Raw genomic sequence first — 19,521 nt, 5'->3', positions numbered from 1 at the left:
CGGCAGCTCCCCTGGCCGGTTCGTCCCGTGCCGGGTTCCATGGCGATCGTGACCAGGATCCGACGTGAGGTACTGACCCTGCCCGCGGCCGAGTTGGGCCCGGACAACCCGCTGCCCCCGCTCCGCCCCCTCGACGAGGTCCACCGAGTCCACGAGCGCGACCGGGACGGCCTGCCCGCGGACATGGCCCGGCAGCTCGGCCACGAGCCGCTGCGCAGCCTGCTGCCGGTGCGGATCCGCGACGGCTACGGCAGAACCCGCCACCCCCGCACCCTCGACGCGCTCGTGATCGAGAACGACCGGCTGCGCGCCACCGTCCTGCCCGGCCTCGGCGGCCGGATCGCCTCCCTGGTCCGGCTGCCCGCCGGCCCTGAACTCCTCTACCGCAACCCGGTGTTCCAGCCGGCGAACTTCGCCCTGAACGGCGCCTGGTACGCCGGTGGCATCGAATGGAACATCGGGGCCACCGGCCACACCACGCTGTCCTGCGCCCCGCTGCACGCGGCCCGGGTGCCCGCCCCCGACGGCGGCGAGATGCTCCGGCTCTGGGAGTGGGAGCGGCTGCGTGACCTGCCCTTCCAGGTCGACCTGTGGCTGCCGGACGGCTCCGACTTCCTCTACGTCGGCGTCCGGGTCCGCAATCCGCACGAGCGCCCCGCACCGCTGTACTGGTGGTCCAACACGGCCGTGCCCGAGGACCGCCGGATCGTGGTCCCGGCCACGCGGGCCTGGGAGTTCGGGCCGGAGCGGCGGCTGCGACCGGTGCCCGTGCCCCCGCACGGCACCCGGCACCCCTACGCCACCGACTACTTCTACGACCTGCCGGAGGGCCGGCGCCGCTGGATCGCCGCGCTGGACCCGGCCGGGCGCGGACTGGCGCAGACCTCGACCGACGTGCTGCGCGGCCGGAAGCTGTTCGTGTGGGGCTCGGGCCCCGGTGGCCGGCGCTGGCAGGAATGGCTCGGCGAACCGGGCACCGGCGGCTACCTCGAGATCCAGGCCGGACCGGCCCGCACCCAGCTGGAGCACGTCAGGCTGGAGGCGCGGAGCGAGGTCTGCTGGCTGGAGGCGTACGGGCCGCTCTCGGTCGAGCCGGGTACGGCGACGGGCACGGCCGAGGAGACGCTCGTGGCGGCGGTCGAGGACCGGCTGGCGGACGCCCTGCCCCGTGCCGCGCTCGACTCCGCGCACGAGGCCTGGCGGCCGTACGCCGACTCACCGCCCGGCGAGCTCCTCGCCACCGGCTCGGGGTGGGGCGCCCTGGAGGTCCTGCGGACGGACCTGAAACTGCCCGGCACGCCGTTCCCGGAGTCGACGCTCGGTGCGGAGCAGGCGCCGTGGCGCGAACTGCTGCGCACCGGCACGCTGCCCGAACCCCGCCGGGTCCGGCCGCCGGGCCCCACCCTGGTCGCCCCGCACTGGCGGGACATGCTGGAGACGGCCCCCGCGACCCCGCACACCGAGTACCACCTGGGCGTCGCCCAGTGGCACGCCGGTGACCGCGCCCAGGCCGTCCGCAGCTGGGAGCGGGCCCTGCACCTCGCACCCTCGCTGTGGCCGCTGCTGCGCTGCCTGGCCGTCGCCGACCAGGAGTACGGGCACCACGAACGGGCCGCCGAGCGGTACGCCGACGCCTTCGACGACCTGAGCCGGGAGCGCCGCGACGACGGCGAGGTCTGGACGGCGGCGGCCGCCGCGCTGGGCCGGGAGGCCCTCCAAGCGCTGTTGCGGGCCGGGCGGGCCGCCGACGCCCGAGCCGTATGGGAGGCGCTGCCCAGGGCCGCCCGGGAGCGCGGCCGGTTCCGGCTCCTGGAGGCGGAGCTGCTGCTCGCCGAGGGGCGGCGGGCCGCGGCCCGGGCCGTGTTCGAGGCCGGGTTCGAGGTCGCCGACCTGCGGGAAGGCGACGACGCCGTGGACCGGCTGTGGGCACGGCTCACCGACGACCCGCTGCCCGGCCGGTACGACTTCCGGATGCGCCCGCGGCAGCCCTGATCAGGACGGCTGCTGGTCGACGTACTCGAAGACCGAACCGTCGGGATGCATCGCGAGCAGGTTGCGGCCCGCGGGGGTGGGCACCGGCCCGGCGAGGATGCGGGCGCCGAGGCCGTCCAGCAGCCGGTGGGCCGCGTCGACGTCCCGCACCGCGATCGTCGCGGTCACCTTGCGCAGCACCTCCAGCTCGGCCTCCGGGCCGCTCATCAGCAGAAAGGATCCGACCGCGGCGACCTGGACGCCCCCGCGTTCGAACCGGAGGGCCGTACCGCCGGAGAGGCGTTCGTAGAACGGGATCGCGGCTTCGAGGTCGTCGACGCAGATGCGCAGGGAGGCGCCCAGAATCTCCATGCGAGGAGCCTAGTTGGCGCCGGGGCGCGGGGGCGCCGCCTCCGGTGATCTCCTGTTACGGCTTTTCCCGTCCGGGTACCCGCCCCGCATGGCACATCTGGATCATCTCGAACATCTGGACAAGGACCTCGTCGACGAACTGGCTCAGGTCGCCCGCGAGACCGTACGGGATGAGCTGCGCGAGCAGGGACGCAAGCGGCGGCGGGCCGCCCTGCTGTACGGCGCCTCCGGCGCGGTCGCCCTCTACGCCGGGGCGGCGGTGGCCGCGGCCGCGGGCCTGGCCCTGGCCCTCGTGCTGCCGGGGTGGGCGGCGGCCCTGGTCACCGCGGTGGTCCTGGGCGCGGTCGCCGCGGCGCTGAGGAAGGCCGCGCGGCCCGGCCACCGGCACGCTCACCACCGGCTCCCCGAGGGCTCGGCGCCCGCCGGGCCGCCGGCCGGGCCGGGGCTGCCGTATCCGCCCGTGCCGGGGCAGCCGCCGGTACCGCCGATCACACCGGTCGTGCCCCTCGCGCCCGACGCCGGTCCGGACGCACCGCGCCGCCGGGCCTGACCCGGGCCGCACGGTCTCGGCGGGCGCCGCGCGACGGGCCCGCCTACGGTTTTACGTGGGAGGCCTCGGGAACCCGGACGCGCTCCCGGAGGCGCGCCGTGAGCCGTCGACCCCGGGCCGTGACCGGCCCCCGCCGGTCCGCCGGTCCGCCGGGGGCCGCACGGCCGATCCTCCGCGCGGCCGGCCCGGAACCGTCCCCGGCGTCCCTTTGCGCCGTCCCGCCAGAGCCGTCCGGGAAGCCCGCAACCGCCACGGACACTCCCTTCGAAGGAGTCGCATGAACACCGCCGAACTCGTCGAACTCGCCCAGCAGTTGCGCGTGGACAGCGTACGGGCGGCCGCCGCGGCCGAGTCCGGGCATCCGACCTCGTCGATGTCCGCCGCCGACGTGATGGCCGTCCTGCTCGCCCGCCACCTGCGCTACGACTTCGACCGGCCCGCCCACCCGGGCAACGACCGCTTCATCCTCTCCAAGGGGCACGCCTCGCCCCTGCTGTACGCCGCCTACAAGGCGGTCGGCGCCATCGAGGACGCCGAACTGCTCACCTTCCGGCAACTCGGCTCCCACCTGGAGGGACACCCCACCCCGCGCCGGGTGCCCTGGGTGGAGACCGCCACCGGCTCCCTGGGCCAGGGACTGCCGGTCGGTGTCGGCATCGCACTGTCCGGCAAACGGCTGGAGCACGGCCCCTACCGGGTCTGGGTGCTGTGCGGGGACAGCGAGCTGGCCGAGGGCTCGGTGTGGGAGGCGGCCGAGCACGCCGGGTACGAGCACCTCGACAACCTCGTCGCGATCGTCGACGTCAACCGGCTCGGTCAGCGCGGCCCCACCCGGCACGGCCACGACCTGGACGCCTACGCCCGCCGCTTCGAGGCCTTCGGCTGGCACACCGTGCAGGTCGACGGCCACGACGTGGAAGCCGTCGACCGCGCCTGCGCGGAGGCCACGGGCACCGCGGGACAGCCCACCGTGATCCTGGCCCGCACCCGCAAGGGGCGGGGCGTCGCCGCCGTCGAGGACCGGGAGGGCATGCACGGCAAGCCGCTGCCCGACCCCGAGGAGGCCATCGCCGAACTGGGCGGGGTGCGGGACCTGCGGGTCCACGTGCAGGAGCCTCCGGCGGCCCGCGCCCTGCACTCCGTGCCCACCGGCGCGCTCGAACTGCCGCGCTTCGACCAGGGGGACGAGGTGGCCACCCGTGACGCCTTCGGCCGGGCGCTGGCCGCGCTCGGCACCGCCCGTGCCGACGTCGTCGCACTGGACGGCGAGGTCGGGGACTCCACCCGCACCGAACTCTTCGCCAAGGAACACCCCGACCGGTACTTCGAGTTCTACATCGCGGAGCAGCAACTCGTGGCGGGCGCGGTCGGCATGGCCACCCGTGGCTGGGTACCGTACGCGGCCACCTTCGCCGCCTTCCTGACCCGCGCCCACGACTTCGTCCGGATGGCGGCGATCAGCGGCAGCGGCATCAACCTGGTCGGCTCGCACGCGGGCGTCGCGATCGGCCAGGACGGGCCCTCCCAGATGGGCCTGGAGGACCTGGCGATGTTCCGCTCGCTGTACGGCTCGACCGTGCTCTACCCCTGCGACGCCAACCAGACCGCCAAGCTCGTCGCGACCATGGCCGGGCTGGAGGGCATCCGCTACCTGCGCACCTCGCGCGGTGCCCACCCGGTGATCTACGGACCGGAGGAGGAGTTCCCGGTGGGCGGGTCCAAGGTGCTGCGCTCCTCCGACGCGGACCGGCTCACCGTGGTGGCCGCGGGGGTCACCCTGCACGAGGCGCTGAAGGCCGCCGACGCGCTCGCCGAGGAGGACATCCGGATCCGGGTCGTCGACCTCTACTCGGTCAAGCCCGTCGACCAGCGGACGCTGCGCCTGGCCGCCGAGGAGACCGGCTGCCTGCTCACCGTCGAGGACCACCACGAGGAGGGCGGGCTCGGCGACGCGGTCGCCGAGGCCTTCGCGGACGGCCGGCCGGTACCGCGCCTGGTACGGCTCGCCGTGCGGACCATGCCCGGCTCGGCCGCGCCCGACCAGCAACTGCACGCGGCGGGCATCGACGCCGACGCGATCGCGGCGGCCGGCCGGCTGCTCGTCGAAGAGGCGGTGGTGCGATGACCCGCGCCGGGACGGCGATCGCGGCGGCCGGCCGCGGACCCCGACAGCAGGAGGGGCCATGACCGGACCGACCGGCCCGCGCTACGTGTACGCCCTCTGCCGCCCCTTCACCGCCGCCCTGCAGGCCCAGCTCACGGGCGTGGCCGGGGCCCCGCCCGGGCTCCTGCGGCACCACGGTCTGGTCGCCGTCGTCAGTACGGTCCCGGAGAGCGACTTCGCCGAGGCGCCGCTGCGGGACCGTCTGACGGACCGGGAGTGGCTGGCCGTGACCGCACGCGCCCATCAGGGCGTGGTCGACGCGCTCACCACGGTCACCACCCCGCTGCCGCTGCCGCCCGCCACGGTCTTCCGGGACGACAGCGCCGTACGGACCATGATGGAGGCCCACGAGGCCGCCATCACGGACGCCCTGGACCGGCTCGCCGGCAGGGTCGAATGGGGTGTCACGCTGTACGCCGACGCCTCCGTGGAGGACCCGGCGGCCGCGCGGGAGTTCGCGCGCGGCCTGCACGAGCGGCTCTCCCGGCACGCCGAGGACTCCCGGCTGCGCTCCCCGGCCGGCGCCGCGCCGGCCAGGGTCCAGGCACGGAATCTGCTCGACGCCGCCTACCTGGTGGCCCGCGCGGACTGCGAGTCGTTCGTGGAGACGGTGGACCGTACGAAGGACGAGGCGCCGGACGTCCACGTGGAACTCAGCGGCCCCTGGGCGGCCTACTCGTTCACCGGTGACATCGTGCGGACCTGAAGGCGGACGGTGGGTTCCGGACGCCCGGCTCACTTGCGGCAGAGGATCTCCCCGTGCAGGACGGCGAACCAGCCGTCCTCCCGGGAGGCCCACGCCCGCCAGGCCTCCGCGACGGCGCGCAGTTCCGCGGCGGTCGCGTGGCCGCCCTCGGTGGCCCGCTCGGCGTACGCCGAGTCGACCGTGCGGTCCGCCCACAGCCCGCCCCACCACGCCCGTTCCTCGGCCGTGCTGTACGTCCAGGTGCCGGAGGTGGCGGTGATGTCGGTCAGTCCCGCGGCCAGCGCCCAGGACTTCAGCCGCCGCCCGGCGTCCGGCTCGCCCCCGTTGGCACGGGCCACCCGCCGGTACAGCTCCCGCCAGTCGTCGAGGCCCGGTTCCGCCGGGTACCAGGTCATCGCCGCGTAGTCCGAGTCCCGTACGGCGATGAACCCGCCGGGCCTGGTGACCCGGCGCATCTCGCGCAGCGCCCGTACCGGGTCGCCCACGTGCTGGAGCACCTGATGGGCGTGGACCACGCAGAAGGTGTCGTCCGGGTAGTCCAGGGCGTGCACGTCGGCGACCGTGAAGTCCACGTTCGTCAGCCCGCGCCCGTCGGCGGTCCGCCGGGCCTGCTCCAGGATGCCCGGCGCCTGGTCGGCGCCGGTGACCCGGCCGTCGGGGACCAGCTCGGCCAGGTCGGCGGTGATCGTGCCGGGACCGCAGCCGATGTCCAGGATCCGCATGTGGGGCTTGAGCGAACCGAGCAGGTACCCGGCGGAGTTGGCGGCGGTGCGCCAGGTGTGGGAACGCAGCACCGACTCGTGGTGCCCGTGCGTGTAGACGGCGGTCTCCTGCGGCTTCGACATGGCTTCGCCCCTTCGTTCACACCAGGCGGACGGGGCCGGACGGCCCCGTCCCGCGGTATCCGCAACGCTACGCGCGCATGCCGAATGATGAGACCAGCGTTTTACGATGTGGACTGACAGGATGTCAACAGTGATCGTCAGTGCGGCCGGTAGACGGTCAGCGCCGCCGGCAGCTTGTCCACGGTCACCTCGCCCTTCACGTCGGTCACCTCACCGTCGAAGGCCAGCGGGGTGCCGTTCCGCAGCCCGGTGAGGCGCAGCCGGCGGACCCGCACCTCCGCGTGCGCGGGGGAGCGGCTCAGCGCCCCCGCGACCGCGGCGGTGAGCAGACGCAGCGCCGGGTGCCGGCCGCCGTGCACCACGCGGACGTCCAGCTGCCCGTCCGCCAGGTCGGTACGGCGGCCCGGTGTCAGGCCCATCCGGTGGTAGACGCAGTTGCCGACGAACAGCAGCCACAACGGGTGCGCCGAGCCGCCGAGTTCGACCTCCAGCGGATGCCGGTCGGTGCGCAGCACGCGCAGCGCCGCCAGCACCTCGGCGGGCCGGCCGCCGATGCGGTGCGACCAGCGCTCCCGCTCGCGCACCAGCTCCGGGTAGACACCGAGGCTCAGCGTGTTCAGGAAGATGCCCTCCCGGCCGTCACTGGTGAAGCGGCCCACGTCCACCCGGACCGCCTCCCCCTCGCGCACCGCGTGGCCCAGGCCGCGGCCGTCCTCCACGGTCAGGTCGTAGGCGAAATGGTTGAGCGTGCCGCCGGGCAGCACCGCGAGCGGCAGCGCGTGCCGCAGCGCGATCCGGGCGGCCGCGTTCACGGTGCCGTCGCCGCCGCACACCCCGAGCGCCTGCGCCCGCAGCGCCGCCTTCTCCAGCTCCGCCCCCACCTCGTCCGGTTCGCACTCGACCACTTCCGCCTTCGGCAGCTCGTCGTGCAGCGCCCGGACCCGGTCCGAGCTGCCCGAGGCCCGGTTCGCCACCACCACCAGGCCGTCCCCCTCGGGCAGGGCCGGGGCCTGTGCGCGCGGCTTGGGCAGCGGCCCGATCTGCGCCCTGGTCGGCACCAGCCGGCGTACGACGAACGCGGCGCCCACCCCCAGGGCCGCGCCCGCCAGCACGTCGCTCGGGAAGTGCACGCCCGTGTAGACCCGGGACATGGCGACGGAGAACGCCACCGGCGCCACCACCGCCCCCCAGCCCGGGGACTCCAGCGCCACCCCGGCCGCGAACGCCGCCGCCGAAGCGGCGTGCCCGGAGGGGAAGGACGTGGTGATCGGCTGCCGCTTCAGTTGCCGTACCGCCGGCACCGGGTCGAGGACCGGACGGGGCCGGCGCACCGAGCGCTTGCCGACGGTGTTGATGGCCAGGGAGGCGAGACCGAGCGACGCCAGGCCCCGGACGGCGGCCCGGCGGGCCCGGGGGGTGCGGGACGCGGCCACCGCGGCCGCCGTCGCGAACCACAGCACGCCGTGGTTGGCGCTGCGGCTCAGCCGGGGCAGCACCGGCTCGGCGAACGGCCAGTTCCGCTCGGCGGCCACCTCGAAGAGTTTCATGTCGAGTGCGAGCAGCCGGTTGCGCAGCGCGTGCCGGCCGGGCTTGAGGACGGTCAGGTCAACATCTGGGCTCATGCGGATCCGGTTACCCTGAAGCGGCTGTTTCCTGCCGTCCCACGGCGTGGCCGAGTGAGAGGAACCCTCCGGATGCGCCTGCTCCTCATACGTTACGGGCAGACCCCGACCAACGTCGACTTCCTGCTCGACACCGCCGTGCCGGGCCCCGGTCTGACCGAGCTCGGCGAGCGGCAGGCGGCGGCCCTGCCCGCGGCCCTCGCCGACGAGGACATCGAACTCCTCTACGTCTCGACCCTGACCCGCACCCAGCTCACCGCCGCGCCACTGGCCGCGGCCCGCGGACTCGTCCCGGTGGTCCGCGACGGCCTCCGCGAGGTCTTCGCCGGCGACCTGGAACTGCTGCCCGGCCACTCCGAGCACGGCCAGGAGTACATGCGGACCGTGTTCGCGTGGGCGGCCGGGGACACCGCGCTGCGGATGCCCGGCGGGGAGGACGGGGCCGAGACCCTGTCCCGCTACGACGCGGTGATCGCCGAGGCCGCGGCGCGGGGCCCGGACGGTCGCCGTGATCAGTCACGGCGCCGTGATCCGCCTGTGGACGGCGGCCCGCGCCGACAACGTCGACGTCCCCTTCGCGGCGGCCCGCCCCCTCGACAACACCGGCGTGGTCGTCCTGGAGGGCTCCCCGGCCGACGGCTGGAAGGCGCTGTCCTGGCAGGGCGCGGTCGTGGAGCCGGCGGGGGAGAGCGGGCCGGCGGGGGAGCGGGTGGAGTCGGCCGCGGAGTGAGACGCCGGTCACGGACGTCGGCCGCGGGCCCGGTGGGGGCTGGTCGCGCAGTTCCCCGCGCCCCTTGAGGGGCGCCCGGTGGACGCCCCTGAAAGGGGCGCGGGGAACTGCGCGAGCAACCACCACGTGCCCGCGGACGAAGACGGTGGGGCGATATCGGTTTGCCCCCGGTCAGGGACTCCGCGCAGAATCCCTGACCATGGGACATCTGGAAGCCGCGCACCTCGAGTACTACCTCCCCGACGGGAGGGCGCTGCTCGGCGACGTCTCCTTCCGGGTCGGCGAAGGCGCCGCCGTCGCCCTCGTGGGACCCAACGGCGCCGGCAAGACCACCCTGCTGCGGCTGATCTCCGGCGAGCTGAAGCCGCACGGCGGCACCGTCACCGTGAGCGGCGGCCTCGGCGTGATGCGCCAGTTCGTGGGCTCCGTCCGGGACGAGACCTCCGTCCGTGACCTGCTGGTCTCGGTGGCACCCCCCGGCATCCGAGAGGCCGCGCGGGCCGTGGACCGGGCCGAGCACGGCATCATGACCGTCGACGACGAGGCCGCCCAGCTCCGCTACGCGCAGGCACTGGCCGACTGGGCCGAGGTGCGCGGCTACGAGCACGAGACGCTCTGGGACATGTGCACGATGGCCGCGCTCGGCGTGCCCTACGACAAGGCCCAGTTCCGGGAGGTGCGCACCCTCTCCGGCGGCGAGCAGAAGCGCCTGGTGCTGGAGGCCCTGTTCCGCGGCACCGACGAGGTGCTGCTGCTCGACGAGCCGGACAACTACCTCGACGTCCCCGGCAAGCGCTGGCTGGAGGCGCAGCTGGCGGAGACCCGCAAGACGGTCCTGTTCGTCTCCCACGACCGGGAGCTCCTCGCCCGCGCCGCCGAGAAGATCGTCTCCGTGGAGCCCTCGCCCACCGGCGCCGACGCCTGGGTGCACGGCGGCGGCTTCGCCACCTACCACGACGCCCGGCGGGAACGCTTCGCCCGCTTCGAGGAACTGCGCCGCCGCTGGGACGAGAAGCACGCCCAGCTGAAGAAGCTGGTGCTCAACCTCCGCCAGGCCGCCGCGGTCTCCCACGAGATGGCGTCCCGGTACGCGGCCGCGCAGACCCGGCTGCGCAAGTTCGAGGAGGCCGGGCCGCCCCCGGAGCCGCCGCGCGACCAGGACATCAGGATGCGGCTGCGCGGCGGCCGTACCGGCGTGCGGGCCGTGACCTGCGAGCAGCTCGAACTCACCGGCCTGATGAAACCCTTCGACCTGGAGGTCTTCTACGGCGAACGGGTCGCCGTCCTCGGCTCCAACGGCTCCGGCAAGTCGCACTTCCTGCGGCTGCTGGCCGGCGAGGAGGTGGCGCACACGGGGCGGTGGAAGCTGGGCGCGCGCGTGGTGCCCGGGCACTTCGCCCAGACCCATGCCCACCCCGAGCTGCAGGGCCGTACCCTGCTGGACATCCTGTGGAGCGAACACTCCCAGGACCGGGGCGCGGCGATGTCCCGGCTGCGCCGCTACGAGCTGACCAACCAGGCCGAGCAGACCTTCGAACGGCTCTCCGGCGGCCAGCAGGCCCGGTTCCAGATCCTCCTGCTGGAGCTGCAGGGTGTCACGGCACTGCTGCTCGACGAGCCGACCGACAACCTCGACCTGGAGTCGGCGGAAGCCCTCCAGGAGGGCCTTGAGGCCTTCGACGGCACGGTGCTCGCCGTCACCCACGACCGCTGGTTCGCCCGGGCCTTCGACCGCTACCTGGTCTTCGGCACCGACGGCCGGGTCCGCGAGACCCCCGAGCCGGTCTGGGACGAGCGCCGGGTGGAGCGCGCCCGCTAGACAGGACCGGCGGCCCGGACCTTCGTACAGTGGATGCAGGGTCCGGACCGCCGGGACGGACACGACGAGCGGGGTACCAATATGACCGGAGTCGACCCCAGCCGGCTGGACGACCAGCAGCTCATGAAGGAGCTGGAGACCATCCACCGGACACGCCACGACACCCTGCTGTACGGCTCCAACGACGCACTGCGCGCCCACAACGAACGCATGGCCCAGCTGGAGGGCGAGTACCTGCGCCGCAACCCGCGCCGCATCGTCGCCGCCGGCCGCACACGCGAGGGTGCCCGGGAGCGCGGCTGCGCGGAGACGGCGACACCGCGCGCCTCCGCCGGCTGAGCCGACCCCACGCGGGGCGGGGCCGGGAGCCTTCCGGGGCTCAGGCCCCGCCGAGGGCGTCGAGGAGGGCCTCGCCGAAGGCCTTGAGGTCGTCCGGCCTGCGGCTGGTGACCAGCGTGTTGGGACCGGCCCCGCAGACCTGGACCTGTTCGTCGACCCAGGTGCCGCCGGCGTTGCGGATGTCGGTCCGCAGACTCGGCCACGAGGTCAGGGTGCGGCCGCGCACGACGTCGGCCTCGACCAGCGTCCAGGGCGCGTGACAGATCGCGGCGACGGGCCGGCCCGCCTCGAAGAAGTCCCGCACGAAGGCCACGGCCCGTTCGTCGGTCCGCAGGAAGTCCGGGTTGGCGACCCCGCCGGGCAGCACCAGTGCCCCGAACGAGTCCGCCGACGCGTCGCCGACCACCTCGTCCACGGGGAACGTGTCCGCCTTGTCGAGATGGTCGAAGCCCTGCACCCGCCCCGGCTCCGTCGACACCAGCACCGGCTCGTGCCCGGCGTCCGAAACCGTCTTCCACGGCTCGGTCAGCTCCACCTGCTCGACGCCCTCGGGCGCGGTCAGAAACGCGATACGCATGACGTCCACTCCTCACTTCCCCGGCTTCCTCTCGCTGTACGGCCGCCTCGGCGTGCCGGGGTGCGGCACGCGTACCCGGTGGCGGCGGGACGACACGCCGGAACCGGCCCGTCTCGTCACCCGAACGGGGCCGGGCCGTCCCGCGAATGGGGGTCGGCCGCGCGCGGCACGGCGGGCGGCGGGCTGAGATGGCTGCGGGGGCACCGGCCGGGTGTCCCCGAAACCGTCCGCTGCGAGGAGCCATCCCATGCGCCGCACCGCTCGCGCCCTGTCCGTCGCCGTCCTGACGGGGGCCGCGTTCGGCGTCGTCGGTCCGGCCGCCGCCCTGGCCGGCCCCGCCGCCGAGGCGGGCCCCGGCGTGGGACCGCCCGCGACCGCCGCGCCCCTGACCTGCGTACCCACCGGGGGAAACTGTCCGGCGACGGGCGGGGGACCGGCGCAGCCACCGGACGCGGGCCTCACGGCGGCAGGGGGCGAGGGCGGCGCCGTTCCGCCTCCGTCGCTCCCGGTCGACGGCGGCGTGGTCGTCGGCGAGGAGGGCGGCACGGTGCCCGGCGCGGACGGCGGGCTCGCGCGCGGCGACGACGGTACGGGGGTCCCGCACGACGACTCCGCCGGCACGCCCCGGGGCGGGGGCGGCACGGGTGCGCTCGGCGACGGCACCGGCACGGGTGCGCTCGGCGACGACGGCACGGCGGCTCGGGGTGACGCGGGCACGGGAGGCCGGGGTGACGCGGGCACGGGTGGCCGGGGTGACGCGGGCACGGGTGGCCGGGGGGATGCGGGCACGGGTGGCCGGGGTGACGGCGACACGGGTTCCCGGGGGGACGACGGGGGCGGCGGACATGACTGTGCCTCCTCGGGTTCATCGGGAGCCTCCGGTCACGGCGGGTCCGGCGGGTCCGGCGGTTACGGCGGGTCCGGCGAAGCCGGTGCGGCCGGGCCCTGCGCCGGTGACCACGGGGTGGAGGCCGGGGCGGGCGGAACCTTCACGGACTCGGTCCCCGCGCTGGCCGCGGGCGCCGCGCTGATCGCGGCCGCGTGCGCCGGCGCGGTGTACCGGCTCTCCGCCGGGAGGCCGCGCGCGCACGGATGACGCACGGATGACACGGACCGCCACCGGGTACCCGGGGCGGCCACTCCGGCAGCGCACCGGCCCCCGGACGAGGAACCCGGCCCGGCAGGAGACGGCACACGGCACCACGGACTGCGCGGAGGCGGACATGCGGCGGACGGATCCCGAGGGCCAGGGGCCGGTCCGTGACACGCCCGCGCGGGGCCACGGACCCGTCCGGTACGGACCGCCGCTGCCCGACGACGGACTGCCCGTCCTGCCCGAACTCGCCTCCGCGCTGGCCACCGCCGCGGTCCGGGGTGGCGAGGAACCCGTCGGCGGCGGCCCCGCGCTGCTCGACGCGGCGCTCGGCCACTGGGAGCGCCGTGGGCTGCCCGCCGCGTCCGGACTCGTGACCGCCGGACCCGGCGCCCCCGCCCTCCTGCTGGCGCTCACCGCGGCGCTCGGCGGCGACGTCCTGGTGCCGCGCCCCTGCGCCGCCTGGTGGGCACCGTACGCCCGGCTCCTCGGGCGGCCCGTCTTCCACGTGGCCACCCCGGCCGAGTCCGGGGGCGTACCCGACCCCTACGCGCTGCTGGAGACCGTACGCCGGGTCCGGGACGAGGGCGGCGAACCGCGGCTGCTCGTGCTCTCCGTCGCCGACGACCCGACCGCCACCGTCGCGCCGCCCGAACTCCTGCACGCCACCGTCGAGGCGGCCGCCGCCGAGGGACTCCACCTGGTCAGCGACGAGACCTGGCGCGACACCCGGCACGCCCCGCACGCCACCGTGCCGCTCAGCCCCGCCGAGATGCTCCCCGACCGGGTCACCGTCGTCACCGACCTGGCCGGCGCCCTGCTGCCGGCCGGCTGGCCCGCCGCCGTCGCCCGGTTCCCCGCGGGCGGCACCGGTACGGACCTGCACGCACGCGTGCTCGACGTCCTCACCGCCCTCGGTGCCCGGCTCGCCGGGCCGGTCGCCGTCGCGGCCGCCTACGCACTCGGCGAACCCGAGCCGGTCACCGCCCGCCGGGAGGCCGTGGTACGCCTGCACGCGCGCGTGGCCGCCGCCCTGCACGGCGCGGTGGTCGACGGCGGCGGCGTGGCCCGGCCCCCGCAGGCCGGCCGGCACCTGTACGCCGACCTGGAGCCCCTGCGCGTCGGGCTCGGCGTCCGGGGGGTCGGCGACGCACAGGAGTTGGAGGACTTCCTCACCGCCCGGCTCGGCATGCCCGTGCCCGGGGGCCACCGCTTCGGCGACGACCTCCAGGCGCTGCGCGTCCGGTTCGCCACCGGGCCGCTGCTGGGCGGCACCGACGCGGAGCGCCTGGAATGCCTCATGTCACCCGCGCCGTTGGAACTGCCACACGTGCAACGCGCGTTGATGTCCTTGAGGTCGGTACTCGACGATCTCCGCGACGACGCTCAGCGATGGGAGCCTCCTCGATGACGCAGCAGACGCAAGAGTCAGGGTCCGCCACGACGACCGCCCTCACGACGCCTGCCCCCACGACCACTGCCGACGAGACGACCACCCCCGGGACGCCCGCCCCCGCGACCGCCCCCACGGCCGCCACGACGGCCCGGGACGCCGTTGTCACCCCGCCCGCCCCGGCCCCGTTCCCACCGCTCGCCGAACCCCGCCCGCTGGGCGAGGTCCGGTTCTGGCCGCGGACCTTCCACGACCGTCTGACCGCACCCCTGCCCGGCCTCAAGGCGATGGCCCGGTTCGCCCGCGAAGGCTCCGTGCGCCCCGGCCGGGAGGGCCTCGCCGACATCCCGCTGCTGCCCTACGAACCGGGCCCGCTGCCCCGCGCCGACGCCGGCACCGTCGCCGTCACCTGGGCGGGGCACGCCAGTTGGATCGTCCGTATCGGCGGTCTGACCGTCCTCACGGACCCCGTCTGGTCCCGCCGCATCATCGGCACCCCGGCCCGGGTCACCCCGGTCGGCGTCGCCTGGGAGGAACTGCCGCGCGTCGACGCGGTCGTCATCAGCCACAACCACTACGACCACCTGGACGCCCCCACCCTGCGCCGCCTCCCGCGCGACACCCCGGTGTTCGCACCGGCCGGCCTGGGCCGCTGGTTCCGGCGCCGCCGCTTCACCACCGTCACCGAGCTGGACTGGTGGGAGGCGGCCGAACTGTCCGGTGTCCGCTTCGACTTCGTCCCGGCCCACCACTGGTCCAAGCGCACCCTCACCGACACCTGCCACAGTCTCTGGGGCGGCTGGGTGCTCACCGCCGCCGACGGCCGACGCGTCTACTTCGCCGGCGACACGGGGTACGGCCACTGGTTCTCCCGGATCGGCGGCCGTTACCCCGGTATCGACCTCGCCCTGATGCCCATCGGTGCCTACGACCCCCGCTGGTGGCTGAGCGACGTCCACCTGGATCCGGAGGAGGCGGTCCGGGCGACCCTGGACCTGGGGGCACGGCGGATGGCGCCCATGCACTGGGGCACGTTCATCCTGTCCGCGGAGCCGGTGCTGGAGCCGCGGACGCGGGTGCGGGCGGCCTGGGAGAAGGCGGGACTGGACCGGGAGGACCTGTGGGACCTGCCGGTGGGCGGCTCGAACGTCCTGGAACGGACGTCGCTGCGCGGCACCGTCGAGTAGCGGCGCGGACGGGGGGCGCGGGGGAGCGTGTGATCGGCCGTCAGCGAACCGCGCCCCGCGGCGCGCCCTCAGCCCACGGACCGGACCCGCCGCCAGAGACTCGGCGCCACACTGATCAGCACCGTCAGCGCGACCGCGAGCACGACCCCCTCCCAGGGCTCCGGGAACAGCGACCCGCCCAGGATCCCGATCAGCTGATAGGTCGCGGCCCACGCCACACAGGCCGGCGCGTTCCCCCGGGCGAACCGCCGCAGCGGCCACTTCGCCAGCAGACACGCCAGCATCACCGGTATCCGTCCGGCCGGCACCAGGCGCGACAGCACCAGCACCAGCACCCCGTGCTCGGCCAGCCTGTCCTGCGCCTGCCCGAGCCGTTCCTCCGGCGCCCGTGACCGTATCGCCTCCAGCCACCGCGACCCGTTCTTCGACCCCAGCCCGCGCCGTCCGAGCCAGTACAGCGCCGCGTCCCCGAGGAAGGCGGCCAGCGACGCCGTCACCAGCACCAGCGCCAGCGCGAACGGCGCCGTCTGGTGGAACGCCACCACGGCCGCCGAACTCACCAGCGCCCCCGTCGGCACCACCGGCACCAGTGCCCCGATCAGCACCAGCAGGAACAGCGTGGGATACCCGATCGCCTGCTGCGCGGACTCGGTGGACGAGGAGGTCGCCGCCGTGGACCCGGCGGCCGCCACCACCGTCAGCAGTCTCACCGCGAGACCTCCGGCCGCACGGCCTCCCCGTGACCGAGCCGGTGCACCGTCACCCGCGGCGCGTACTGCGCCGCGAGGCGTACGAACTCGTCGCCCGGTGCGTGGAACTCGTGCGGGCGCACGCCGTCCATGCCGATCGGCCAGTACGTCCCGTAGTGCACCGGCACCGCGCTGCGCGGCGACAGCAGGGCCAGGGCGCGCGCCGCCCGCCCGGCGTCCAGGTGCCCCTCCCCGAGATGGGGTCCCCAGCCGCCGACCGGCAGCAGGGCCACGTCCACCGGTCCGACCGCCTCGGCCATCTCGTCGAACAGCCCGGTGTCGCCGGCGAAGTACGTCCGTGCCGCGCCCTCGACGACATATCCGAGGGCGGGACAGCGGTGCGGGCCGACCGGCAGCCGGCGCCCGTCGTGACGGGCGGGCACCGCGCGTACGACCAGGGGTCCGGCGGATATCTCGTCCCCGACGGCGACCTCGGTGATCCGAAGGTGCCGGAGCCGGCGGAGCGCGGGCACCGCGCGTGGTGCGCCCCGGGGCACCAGAAGGCGCGTGCCCGGGGCGAGTCCGGCCAGCGACGGCACGTGCAGATGGTCGGCGTGCAGGTGGGAGACGAGCGCGAGATCGGCACGGCGGGCCTCGGGCGGCGGCGGGGCGCCCCGGCGGCGGCGCAGGTGCGCGAGCCGGCGCGCGAACAGGGGATCGGTGAGCAGTCGTACGCCCGAATCCTCGATCGTGCAGGTGGCGTGACCCCACCAGGTGATCTCCACCGGCACCTCTTTGCCTCCTTCGCGCGACTCCCCGAAGCCTACGTGCAGGAGTAGGGTCGGCGGCGAAACCCGGAGGTGAGGGGGCTCCATGGGACAGATGCGGGGTGCCTACGGCGGGCTCGCACCGGTGCGGGTGACCGCCATCGCGAGCCTGACGCCCCTGGAGGAACTGGAGATCGACCCCTTCCTGGTCGACTCCCGCAGCCAGCACGCCATGTGCGCGCGCTGGGCCCTGGAGCACGGGTACGTCATCGCGCGGGAACTGCTGGTCCGGGGGCTGCGCCACGACCACAGCGCCCTGTGGGCGGGCGTCCTGCCCGGCCTCGACGTCTTCGTCGCACCGAGCAGACGGGTGCTGGAGAGCGCGCTGTCCTCGGTCGAGGAGTTCACCGCGGAGTGCGCGAGACGCGGGGTGCGGGTGGAGACGGTGGGGCGGGCCGAGCCCTGTTACGACGCCCAGATGAAGGCGCGGGTGCACCGGAGACTGTCGATGCCGACGGCGGGCTACGACGGGAGGTGAGTCCGCTCGCGCCCGCGGCCGTGTGACAGTGTGGGCGGCAGCAGACCCGCGGCGGACGCGGGTCGCGGACGTGAGGTCGGTGGGGCGTGCGGTGGCGGCGGGTCGTCGGTCAGACCGGGCGGAGCGTCGTGGTGTGGGCGGTGTCGACCGTGACCATGCTGGTCCTCGCCGGGATCCTGCCGGACTTCCGGCTCCAGTCCGCCGACGGTGACAGCGCCACCCGGATCGCGGTGACCGCGGCGCTCGGCGCGGGCGTCTTCGGTGTGCTGTCGGCCGTCGTGTGGCCCCTGCTCGTACGACTGCTGCTGCTGGTGCCCGCCCTCGTCCTCGGCCTGCTGGTCTTCTTCCTCAACGGCTCCCTCCTCCTGCTCGCGCTGCGCGTCAACCCCTCGGGGCAGAGCGAGGCCGCCCCGGAGACCGCCGTGATCGTGGCCGCCGTGATGTCGGCCGTGGCCTCCGCCACCGGCGGCGCCCTGGCCGTCCGCGACGACGACGCCTACCGGCGCCGGCTCTCCCGCCTGGCCACCCGCCGCCGCGGTTCCCGCCCGCCCTGCCCGTCCGCCCCCGGCACCGTCCTCATCCAGCTCGACGGCGTCGGCCACGACGTCCTCACCGCGGCCGTCGCCAGGGGTCTCATGCCGACGGTGGCGGGCTGGCTGGGCTCCACCCACCGGCTCACCCCCTGGCGCACCGACTGGTCCAGCCAGACCGGCGCCAGCCAGCTGGGCATCCTGCACGGCTCCACCTTCGACGTCCCGGCCTTCCGCTGGTACGAGAAGGACGGCGGGGAGGTGATGGTCTGCAACCGGCCGACCAGCGCCGCCGAACTCCAGCGCCGTGCCGTCGAGCGCACCGCCGACGGCGGACTGCTCACCCTCGACGGCGCCAGCCGCGGCAACCTGTTCGGCGGCGGCGCCGACGAACAGGCCCTGGTGCTGTCCATAGCGACCCGGCGCCGGGGCCGGCAGAACCGTTCCCGCGCCGGCTACTTCGCCTACTTCTCCGACCCGGCCAACGCCGTCCGCACCGCGCTCTCCTTCGTCGCCGAGGTGGGCCGCGAACTCGGCCAGTCGGCCGCGGCCCGGATGCGCGGGCAACGGCCGCGCGTCGGACGCGGCGGCCTCTACCCCTTCGTCCGCGCCTTCGCCACCGTCGTCGAACGCGACGTCGTCGTCGCGGCGGTCATGGGCGATCTGCTGGCCGGCCGCACCGCCGTCTACGCCGACCTCGTCGCCTACGACGAGGTCGCCCACCACTCGGGCCCGCACAGCCGCGACGCCGACAAGGTGCTGCAACGCCTGGACCGGGCCCTCGCGCTGATCGGGAAGGTCGCCGAGCACGCCCCCCGGACGTACCGGATCGTGGTCCTCTCCGACCACGGGCAGAGCCCCGGCGAGACCTTCCGCTCCCGGTACGGCCTCACCCTGGGCGACCTGGTCCGGGCCGGTTCCGGACTGCACGTGCCGCGCCGTGCCGAGCGCACCCACAGCGGCACCGAGGCCCGGGCCGCCGTCCGCGCGGCCCTGCGCAGGCCGGTCGAGGAGGGTGGCGAGAAGCACCGGCCCACCCGGCACACCGAACCGGTCGTGCTCGCCTCCGGCAACCTCGGCCTGGTCTCCTTCCCGGACGTGCCGCACCGCATGACCAAGGAGGAGATCGACGCCCGGCACCCCGCCCTGCTCACCACCCTCGCCAACCACCCCGGCGTCGGGTTCCTGCTGGTGCGCAGCGAGGAGCACGGCGGGGTGGTGCTCGGCGCGTACGGTGCGGAGGTACCGCTGGACCGGCTCGACGGCACCCCCGGGCCGCTCGCCGCCTTCGGACCGGGCGCGGCCGACGCCGTGCGCCGCACCCACTCCTTCCCGCACACCGCCGACATCATGGTGAACTCGTGGTTCGACCCGGAAGCCGGGGAGGTGCTCGCCTTCGAGGAGCAGATCGGGTCGCACGGCGGGCTGGGGGGCGCGCAGGGGCGGCCGTTCCTGTTGTCGCCGCTCTGCGTCTCGGCTCCGGTGGGGGAAGGAGAGGAACTCGTGGGGGCGGAGGGCGTGCATCGGGTGCTGCGGCGGTGGCTCCGGGAGGGGGCCGGACCGCAGGTTCCGATTGCCACGGATGCGGAAGAGGAACGGGCCGCGTAGTTCCTCGGGTGCGGGTGGCCG

General features: G+C 75.2%; 17 protein-coding genes and 1 pseudogene. 12 read left to right on the top strand and 6 right to left on the bottom strand.

All coding sequences use genetic code 11. The features are described 5' to 3' along the window. Window positions 1-39: 39 nt before the first annotated feature. Complete coding sequence (locus ACFY3I_RS02545; protein ID WP_390858991.1) at window positions 40-1,992, top strand: DUF5107 domain-containing protein; 1,953 nt, start codon at window positions 40-42, stop codon at window positions 1,990-1,992. Here the strand turns inward: ACFY3I_RS02545 and ACFY3I_RS02540 are convergent, their stop codons facing one another. Beyond that, complete coding sequence (locus tag ACFY3I_RS02540) at window positions 1,993-2,343, bottom strand: VOC family protein (RefSeq protein WP_390858990.1); 351 nt, start codon at window positions 2,341-2,343, stop codon at window positions 1,993-1,995. An 88-nt stretch (window positions 2,344-2,431) separates the two neighbouring features. Here ACFY3I_RS02540 and ACFY3I_RS02535 point away from each other — a divergent pair, with 88 nt between their 5' ends. The 3 genes from ACFY3I_RS02535 (at window position 2,432) to ACFY3I_RS02525 (ending at window position 5,763) form a co-directional block, all read left to right on the top strand. Continuing rightward, entirely contained in the window at window positions 2,432-2,893 is a 462-nt protein-coding gene (locus ACFY3I_RS02535; RefSeq protein WP_390858989.1) for a phage holin family protein, read from the top strand. A 277-nt stretch (window positions 2,894-3,170) separates the two neighbouring features. Next, complete coding sequence (locus ACFY3I_RS02530; protein WP_390858988.1) at window positions 3,171-5,018, top strand: transketolase; 1,848 nt, start codon at window positions 3,171-3,173, stop codon at window positions 5,016-5,018. Between the two features lie 58 nt (window positions 5,019-5,076). Further along, on the top strand, window positions 5,077-5,763 hold the full coding sequence (locus ACFY3I_RS02525) for a GvpL/GvpF family gas vesicle protein (RefSeq protein ID WP_390858987.1): 687 nt from the start codon (window positions 5,077-5,079) through the stop codon (window positions 5,761-5,763). Between the two features lie 29 nt (window positions 5,764-5,792). On the opposite strand, the gene ACFY3I_RS02520 is transcribed toward ACFY3I_RS02525, so the two are convergent. Continuing rightward, the gene (locus tag ACFY3I_RS02520) at window positions 5,793-6,608 is read right to left on the bottom strand and encodes a class I SAM-dependent methyltransferase (RefSeq protein WP_390858986.1); all 816 of its coding nucleotides are present in this window, start codon (window positions 6,606-6,608) and stop codon (window positions 5,793-5,795) included. Window positions 6,609-6,745: 137 nt separating this feature from the next. Further along, window positions 6,746-8,230, bottom strand: coding sequence for a bifunctional phosphatase PAP2/diacylglycerol kinase family protein (locus ACFY3I_RS02515; RefSeq protein ID WP_390858985.1), 1,485 nt, complete (start codon window positions 8,228-8,230; stop codon window positions 6,746-6,748). A 72-nt stretch (window positions 8,231-8,302) separates the two neighbouring features. On the opposite strand from ACFY3I_RS02515, the pseudogene ACFY3I_RS02510 reads away from it, so the two are divergent. From ACFY3I_RS02510 to ACFY3I_RS02500, 3 genes and pseudogenes are all read left to right on the top strand, one after another. After that, window positions 8,303-8,960 (top strand): annotated as a pseudogene (locus ACFY3I_RS02510) (histidine phosphatase family protein). Window positions 8,961-9,159: 199 nt separating this feature from the next. Continuing rightward, window positions 9,160-10,779: an ABC-F family ATP-binding cassette domain-containing protein gene (locus ACFY3I_RS02505; protein WP_390858984.1), complete on the top strand. Its 1,620-nt coding sequence runs from the start codon at window positions 9,160-9,162 to the stop codon at window positions 10,777-10,779. Window positions 10,780-10,812: 33 nt separating this feature from the next. Continuing rightward, entirely contained in the window at window positions 10,813-11,118 is a 306-nt protein-coding gene (locus ACFY3I_RS02500; protein ID WP_390858983.1) for a DUF6158 family protein, read from the top strand. 40 nt (window positions 11,119-11,158) lie between these two features. On the opposite strand, the gene ACFY3I_RS02495 is transcribed toward ACFY3I_RS02500, so the two are convergent. Continuing rightward, window positions 11,159-11,695, bottom strand: a complete 537-nt coding sequence (locus tag ACFY3I_RS02495) for a type 1 glutamine amidotransferase domain-containing protein (RefSeq protein WP_390858982.1) — start codon at window positions 11,693-11,695, stop codon at window positions 11,159-11,161. A gap of 247 nt (window positions 11,696-11,942) precedes the next feature. On the opposite strand from ACFY3I_RS02495, the gene ACFY3I_RS02490 reads away from it, so the two are divergent. The 3 genes from ACFY3I_RS02490 to ACFY3I_RS02480 all read left to right on the top strand — a co-directional run bounded on the left by ACFY3I_RS02490 (window position 11,943) and on the right by ACFY3I_RS02480 (window position 15,368). Beyond that, a complete protein-coding gene (locus ACFY3I_RS02490) occupies window positions 11,943-12,791 on the top strand; it encodes a hypothetical protein (protein ID WP_390858981.1) in 849 nt (282 codons plus the stop codon). Between the two features lie 127 nt (window positions 12,792-12,918). Continuing rightward, window positions 12,919-14,199, top strand: coding sequence for an aminotransferase class I/II-fold pyridoxal phosphate-dependent enzyme (locus ACFY3I_RS02485; RefSeq protein ID WP_390859415.1), 1,281 nt, complete (start codon window positions 12,919-12,921; stop codon window positions 14,197-14,199). Continuing rightward, complete coding sequence (locus ACFY3I_RS02480) at window positions 14,196-15,368, top strand: MBL fold metallo-hydrolase (RefSeq protein ID WP_390858980.1); 1,173 nt, start codon at window positions 14,196-14,198, stop codon at window positions 15,366-15,368. The genes ACFY3I_RS02485 and ACFY3I_RS02480 overlap by 4 nt, the downstream gene beginning before the upstream one ends. A gap of 68 nt (window positions 15,369-15,436) precedes the next feature. Here the strand turns inward: ACFY3I_RS02480 and ACFY3I_RS02475 are convergent, their stop codons facing one another. Together ACFY3I_RS02475 and ACFY3I_RS02470 are read right to left on the bottom strand one after the other, a co-directional pair. Further along, entirely contained in the window at window positions 15,437-16,069 is a 633-nt protein-coding gene (locus ACFY3I_RS02475; protein WP_365288561.1) for a VTT domain-containing protein, read from the bottom strand. Between the two features lie 5 nt (window positions 16,070-16,074). Then, window positions 16,075-16,848 carry an MBL fold metallo-hydrolase gene (locus ACFY3I_RS02470; RefSeq protein ID WP_390858979.1) on the bottom strand — a complete coding sequence of 258 codons (774 nt, stop codon included), beginning with the start codon at window positions 16,846-16,848 and terminating at the stop codon, window positions 16,075-16,077. Between the two features lie 82 nt (window positions 16,849-16,930). Between ACFY3I_RS02470 and ACFY3I_RS02465 the strand changes: the two genes are divergently transcribed. Next, a complete protein-coding gene (locus ACFY3I_RS02465) occupies window positions 16,931-17,362 on the top strand; it encodes a hypothetical protein (RefSeq protein ID WP_365288226.1) in 432 nt (143 codons plus the stop codon). A 131-nt stretch (window positions 17,363-17,493) separates the two neighbouring features. Continuing rightward, window positions 17,494-19,500, top strand: coding sequence for a phage holin family protein (locus ACFY3I_RS02460; protein ID WP_390859414.1), 2,007 nt, complete (start codon window positions 17,494-17,496; stop codon window positions 19,498-19,500). Window positions 19,501-19,521 lie beyond the last annotated feature (21 nt).

This window comes from Streptomyces sp. NPDC001068 (genome assembly GCF_042897315.1).
Lineage (GTDB): Bacteria > Actinomycetota > Actinomycetes > Streptomycetales > Streptomycetaceae > Streptomyces.
The sequence above is the reverse complement of the archived record's forward strand: the minus strand, read 5'-3'. Positions and strand labels throughout refer to the sequence as shown.